The sequence below is a fragment of the Okeania sp. genome, assembly GCF_983059655.1.
The window spans coordinates 1-4,268 of sequence record NZ_CEZPJD010000691.1; the positions used below are offsets into that span (position 1 = coordinate 1).

Annotated in this window: 4 protein-coding genes; 2 read left to right on the top strand and 2 right to left on the bottom strand. The window is 36.9% G+C overall.

Annotation, left to right across the window (positions count from 1 at the left end):
• Window positions 1–98 precede the first annotated feature (98 nt).
• Together AC3DU7_RS26725 and AC3DU7_RS26730 are read right to left on the bottom strand one after the other, a co-directional pair.
• Window positions 99–860, bottom strand: a complete 762-nt coding sequence (locus AC3DU7_RS26725) for an RNA-guided endonuclease InsQ/TnpB family protein (RefSeq protein WP_488042299.1) — start codon at window positions 858–860, stop codon at window positions 99–101.
• A gap of 168 nt (window positions 861–1,028) precedes the next feature.
• Window positions 1,029–1,952 carry a LysR family transcriptional regulator gene (locus AC3DU7_RS26730; RefSeq protein WP_488042300.1) on the bottom strand — a complete coding sequence of 308 codons (924 nt, stop codon included), beginning with the start codon at window positions 1,950–1,952 and terminating at the stop codon, window positions 1,029–1,031.
• 205 nt (window positions 1,953–2,157) lie between these two features.
• On the opposite strand from AC3DU7_RS26730, the gene AC3DU7_RS26735 reads away from it, so the two are divergent.
• Together AC3DU7_RS26735 and AC3DU7_RS26740 are read left to right on the top strand one after the other, a co-directional pair.
• Complete coding sequence (locus tag AC3DU7_RS26735; RefSeq protein ID WP_488042301.1) at window positions 2,158–3,375, top strand: iron-containing alcohol dehydrogenase; 1,218 nt, start codon at window positions 2,158–2,160, stop codon at window positions 3,373–3,375.
• A gap of 623 nt (window positions 3,376–3,998) precedes the next feature.
• Window positions 3,999–4,232 (top strand): DNA adenine methylase, encoded by a 234-nt coding sequence (locus AC3DU7_RS26740; protein ID WP_488042302.1) that lies wholly within the window; start codon window positions 3,999–4,001, stop codon window positions 4,230–4,232.
• Window positions 4,233–4,268 lie beyond the last annotated feature (36 nt).

A 4,268-nucleotide genomic window follows, 5' to 3' on the forward strand; every position in this document is an offset into this window, starting at 1 on the left:
AGCATTCCACTTACGTTCAAGTCCTCAATTACTTAGGTGGCTGTGGTTTTTAGCTAACCATGTTGTGAGTTTATGTAGTGTATCTGCTCTGATATCGGCTACTGCTTGGTGCGCGTTCCGCAAGCGAGCTGACGTCGTCGCGGGGTCGCATCCGCTTTTTTGTGAAGTTTTGCTAGTTTTTTTACTGCTTTGCGTCTGTTTTTGGAACCAATAACTTTTTTACTGACTGCACGTTGATAACGAACTAATCGTTTTTTGGCTTGCCTGTAGGCTTTGATATTAGCAAATTTGCTGCCATCAGAACAGGTTGCTAATGTATTTATGCCTATGTCTACACCAATAGTTTCTTCAACTTTTTCTGTTGGATAGGATTCAATATCATATTTAAAACTGATGTACCAACTATCTGCTTTTTTTGATATTCTGACATTTTTTACTCTGCAAGAAGGTAAGATTTCGTATGTTTTTACTATTCCTATTCTTGGTAATTGTATGTAGTTTCCTTGAATAATTTTGATACTTCCTTCCAAGTAAAAACTGTCTTTTCTACCTTTTTTCTTAAAGACCGGAAATCCACGTCCCCGAATAGTTAAAAAGTTTTTAAATGCCCTCTCTAAATCTCTTGATGCTTGCTGGGGAGCACACTTTGATACTTCATAATACCATGGGTTTTCACTTTTAACTTCAGCAATTAAACGTTTATGTAAAGTGATGGCACTCTTGAGTTTTTTTGTTGATTCGTATTCAGAAATACAAGTTTCTAGTCCCCAGTTATAAGCATGACGAGCTACTCCTGCGTGTTTTGCAAGTATTGTTTTTTGTTTATTATTAACTTTTAGTTTAGTCTTTATTGATGTCATTTCAATTTATCGGCCACCTCTTTTAATAGTTAATAAATTAGACATATAGCTAGTATATCATACTAAATGTATAATTATGTATGATTTTGTCTAATTATTTTAATACTGTTGATAGCCCTGAAGCTCAAAAGTTAACTTGGTGAAGTGCCCAAGAAAACGCATAAAAAATTACTCTGATAAATATGTTCTTAACCTGAATTCATCGCTCATAAAATCCATAAATACTTTGATCCGTGAAGGAATAAAATCTCCTGCGTGATAGAGCAAGTAAATGGGAAATGTTTCAAACTCATATTCAGAAAGAATTTCAATCAACTCGCCTGTATTCAACATATCAAAAAACAAATAAGAGGGACCTTTATAAATACCGATATCAAGCATTGCAGCTTTTGCAATAAACGACGACTGATCGACCTGGTAATTTCCTCTTATATCAATACTTTTAGGGGTTCCATCTTGATCCAGATACTGCCATGTGTTGCGATTCCCCAGCCCTATGAATTGTCCAAGCCGTGTAAAACTGATACAGTTATGATTTATTAGGTCTTCAGGTTTTTTAGGCATTCCATTCTTTTTAAGATATGTTGGCGTGGCAGCTGTAATAGGCCGGATCAGCCCGATCTTCCTTGCTCGTAAAGTACTATCTTTTAAATTGCCCAACCATATGGCGACATCAATTTGATTCTCGACCAAATTGATAAATTGATCGGAGACAACATGGTCAATTTGAATATCTGGATAGTGGTTCAGAAACTTTGCGATTATCTCTATAACGACCGATCTACCAATTCCATTGGATGTTAAAAGCCTAATTTTACCTTTTGGCTTTGATTGATAACCCTGTAAATCCTCTTCAGCAATATTAAACCTTTCGATTATCGCTTTTGCATGGATCAGCAGATTCTGGCCTTCTTCAGTAAGCGTAATTTGACGTGTTGTGCGGTGAAAGAGTGAGACCTGAAACTCTTCTTCCAAGCGTCGGATCATTTTACTCACTTGTGACTGGGTTTGCCCTAAAAGCCTGGCTGCGCTGGAGAAGCTCCCTGCTTCGGTAACATAAATGAAAGTCTTTAAAAGCCTCAAACGATCCATCTATAATCTATTAACGTTCTATATATTCCATAATAGAATATATAATAGTAAAAATCAAGGGTTAGCAATCTTGAATAGAATGACATAAAGTAAGAATATCAGCAAAGAAGATGAATTGAATGTTTCACAAGTTTGCCACAATACAGTGGTTAACTAGGCTAAACAAGCACAATGCCAAATATTAAATTATCAAATGAGGTAAAAAATGTTGAAATCTATCGATTTTATTAAAAACCGTTCATTGATGTTTTCTTTCAAAAAACTTGGTAAGTTCATCAAAATCTACGAACCAGAGCTTTTTACAGGCAAACAAGCAGCGCTCACATTAGCCGAAAAAATATCGCAGGCAGAGTATAAGAAGCTGTTGATTATGACAACATCGGGCATTAAGCGAAGAGGACAGCTTGATTCAGTTATAAACCAGCTAAAAAATGATGGCGTTTCGGTTTTCGTGTTTGATGACATTAACCCAGATCCTACCTTTGAAGATGTTAGCAAAGCTCTGGAGCATGGGTTATCCAATCAATTTGATGCTGTACTTGCGGTTGGTGGTGGCTCTGTCATCGATGCGGCGAAAGTAGTTGCCATGGCTGCCACAAATGGCAATACCCCTGAGAAATTGGTTGGCATGATGAAGGGAAAGCAAAAACCGCTGCCTTTTTATGCTATCCCAACAACATCGGGAACGGGTTCAGAAGTCACTATCGCTTCCGTTGTCTCAGAAAAGGAAAGCCACAGGAAACGATTTGTGGTCGATCCTAATTTAGTGCCAACAGCAGCTGCGCTCGATCCGGTACTCTTGGCTACTATGCCACCTTCAATAACAGCAATGACGGGAATGGATGCCCTAACACATGCGGTTGAAGCTTATCTTAGCAGGAACGCAAGCAAGAAGACGGATCGACATGCCATTGAGGCCATAAAACTCATCTTTGAAAGTCTACCTGTCGCTTTTGAAAACGGAGAAAATTTTCAGGCAAGGGATACGATGGCATTAGCATCTCATCAAGCAGGTATTGCATTTACTAACGCTTCCTTGGGATATGTCCATGCGATATCCCATCAATTGGGTGGAATTTATGGTGTACCCCACGGTTTGGGTAATGCTATTCTTCTTCCCAAAGTGCTGAAAGCATCTTTACCTAATATCACAAACAAACTTGCAGAGTTAGCGAAAGAATTAAACATTGGTATGTCAGATATGACAAATGAAGAACTCGCTGCTGCGTTTATTGACTCTATTGAAAAGTTGAATGCTCGTTTGAATATTCCGAGTGTAGTTCATGAGCTACAGAAAGAGGACATTTCGCGTATTGCTAGTATAGCCTACGAGGAAGCCATTTTCAGCTATGCCGTACCAAAGTTTATGTCCACTAAAGATATTGAGGCAATATTGCTTCAATGCCTTGATTCATCTCTTTAACTCAAACAGGACTTACGCAAAGACACTATATTAATAAGTAGTCAGAAAAATTATAAGCATCTACACAAAATCATAGCAATTCTCATACTTATGATGTACAAAATTTTAGGTTTGAGGGAACACTGGATCTGGGAATAAAAAGACAAGAAGATAGCTGTACCTCATTAGTGTGAGAATTGCTATATTACATATATTGTAGTTATTTAACATATCCTTTAGCTAAATAATCTCTTACTTAAGATTAACTTAACAAAATACTATAAATATTACAGCGCTTTTCGCTCTTGATGAACCACATCGTCATAACCAAAACCCTGTAAGGACGTTGTATGCAACGTCCCTATTGAAATGAAAACTGCTGTAAACTTCAATCAACACATTTGATTAATTATTCTCAAAAAGATTGACCATTTTTTTCTAAATCAGAGTCAAAAGCAAATGTCAAAGTATGTAATCCTACTTGACTTTCACCAACTAATTAATTGATAGAATTAGTGAATTTGTAGAGATTAATGGCCGTTTTGCTACACAACATGAAAACCCCTACAATATATAGTGGTTCTGCGTAATTCCTGATACTATAAAACTAATTGTTTAATAATAATTAAAGTCTCACTTAAAGAATGAGTAAGTTAATAGCTTTTGGATGGTATGGAGGAAAATTTAATCATCTTGATTGGTTATTGCCACTGTTACCAGAAACGCAACATTACTGTGAACCTTTTGGTGGTTCGGCAGCAGTTTTATTGAATAAAAAACCTTCTGCTGTAGAAACCTATAACGATCTGGATGGAGAAGTTGTTAACTTTTTTAGAATGTTACGGGACTCTCAAGAAAAACTAATTAGGGCTTGCTGAAAAAGTCTTTTTTAAGGAGTAGGGGAGCGGGGGAGT